2 protein-coding genes are annotated in these 1932 nt (G+C 68.0%); both read right to left on the minus strand.

Features of this window, described 5'->3' with window-relative positions; all coding sequences use genetic code 11:
• A partial coding sequence (locus DIE02_RS35135; protein WP_185702688.1) for an alpha-E domain-containing protein occupies positions 1–521 on the minus strand: 521 nt, incomplete at its 3' end.
• Positions 522–585: 64 nt separating this feature from the next.
• On the minus strand, positions 586–1932 hold a 1347-nt coding region (locus DIE02_RS35140), incomplete at its 5' end, for a circularly permuted type 2 ATP-grasp protein (protein WP_148093151.1).

The raw sequence follows: 1932 nt of genomic DNA on the forward strand, positions 1-1932 counted from the left end.
GCGGTGTTGTCGGCCCGCTCGACGAACGCGCCGATCTGCGCGAAATCGAAGATCTCGTTGCGCAGCATCGTGCTGTAGAAGCTGCCGAGGATCAGCGCGGTTTCGCGCTTCACTTCGTCGAGCACCGCCGGCAGCCCGCTCTCCGGCACCGGCTGCGCAAGCGCCTGGCGCAGCGCGAGCCAGGCGCCGTTCACGCTCTCCCACGCCTCGCGGGTGAGCGCCGTGCGCACCATCCGCGCGTTCGAGCGCGCGGCCTCGATGCACGACAGCACGCTCGACGGGTTGTCGCGGTCGCGCAGCAGGTAGTCGGTCACGGTATCGGCGGCATACGCGTCGTACTTCTGACGATAGCCGTCGTCCGCGCCCGAGCTGACCAGCACCGACGACCATTCGGCCGGCGCGTCGGACGTGCGCGTGAGCGCCATCCGCAGCCCGGCATCGACGATGCGCGCGATGTTCTCCGCGCGCTCGATATAGCGGTACATCCAGTAAAGACCGCTCGCAGTTCGTCCCAGAAGCATCTCGTGTCCACTCCGTCTTCGTTCGGTTCGCGCGCCGGCTGCGGCGCGCGCGGTCGTGCCCGGCTCAGTCGGCCAGCACCCAGGTGTCCTTGGTGCCGCCGCCCTGGCTCGAGTTGACGACCAGCGAGCCTTCCTGCAGCGCGACGCGCGTGAGCCCGCCCGGCGTGATGCGGATCCGGTCCGACACCAGCACGAACGGCCGCAGGTCGACGTGGCGCGGCGCGAGGCCGGCTTCGGTCAGGATCGGCGTCGTGGACAACGCCAGCGTGGGTTGCGCGATGTAGTTCGCGGGACGCGCGCGCAGTTTCGCGGCGAACGCCTCGATCTCGGCCTTCGATGCGCACGGCCCGACCAGCATCCCGTAGCCGCCCGAGCCGTGCACTTCCTTCACGACCAGTTCGTCGAGATGCTCGAGCACGTATTTCAGGCTGTCGGCCTCGCCGCAGCGCCAGGTCGGCACGTTCTCCAGCAGCGCCTTGCGGCCCGTGTAGAACTCGACGATCTCCGGCATGTACGAGTAGATCGCCTTGTCGTCGGCGATGCCGGTGCCGGGCGCGTTCGCGATCGTGATGTTGCCGGCGCGGTAGACGTCCATGATCCCGGCCACGCCGAGCACCGAATCGGGGCGGAACGTCAGCGGATCGAGGAACGCGTCGTCGACGCGGCGGTACAGCACGTCGATCGGCCGGAAGCCTTCGGTGGTGCGCATCGCGACGCGGCCGTCGACCACCTGCAGGTCGCTGCCCTCGACGAGGTGCACGCCCATCTGGTCGGCGAGGAACGAATGTTCGTAGTACGCGGAATTGTGGATGCCGGGCGTGAGCACGGCGATGGTCGGGTTGTCGGCGTTGCCGCCCGGCGGGCACACCGCCGCGAGCGACTGCCGCAGCATCTGCGGATAGGTCTCGACCGGGCGCACCTTGACCTGCTGGAACAGCTCGGGAAAGAGCTGCATCATCGTCTCGCGGTTTTCCAGCATGTACGACACGCCCGACGGCGTGCGCGCGTTGTCCTCGAGCACGTAGAACTGGTTCTCGGCGGTGCGCACGATGTCGACGCCGATGATGTGCGTGTAGACGTTGCCGGGCGGCCGGAAATCGATCATCTCCGGGATGAACGCCTCGTTGTGCGCGATCAGGTGCTTCGGCACGATGCCGGCGCGCACGATCTCCTGGCGGTGATAGATGTCGTCGAGGAACGCGTTGAGCGCCATCACGCGCTGCTCGATGCCGAGCGACAGCCGGCTCCATTCCGCGCCCGAGATGATCCGCGGCACGATGTCGAACGGAATCAGGCGCTCGGCGGCCTGCGCGTCGCCGTACACGGCGAACGTGATGCCCGTCCTGCGGAACACGCCTTCCGCGTCGTGGGCTTTCTGGGCGAGGCTTGCAGGGTTCTGCGTGTCGAGCCA

It is taken from the genome of Burkholderia sp. Bp8991, from assembly GCF_003853795.1.
In the GTDB taxonomy this organism is placed as follows: Bacteria; Pseudomonadota; Gammaproteobacteria; order Burkholderiales; family Burkholderiaceae; genus Burkholderia.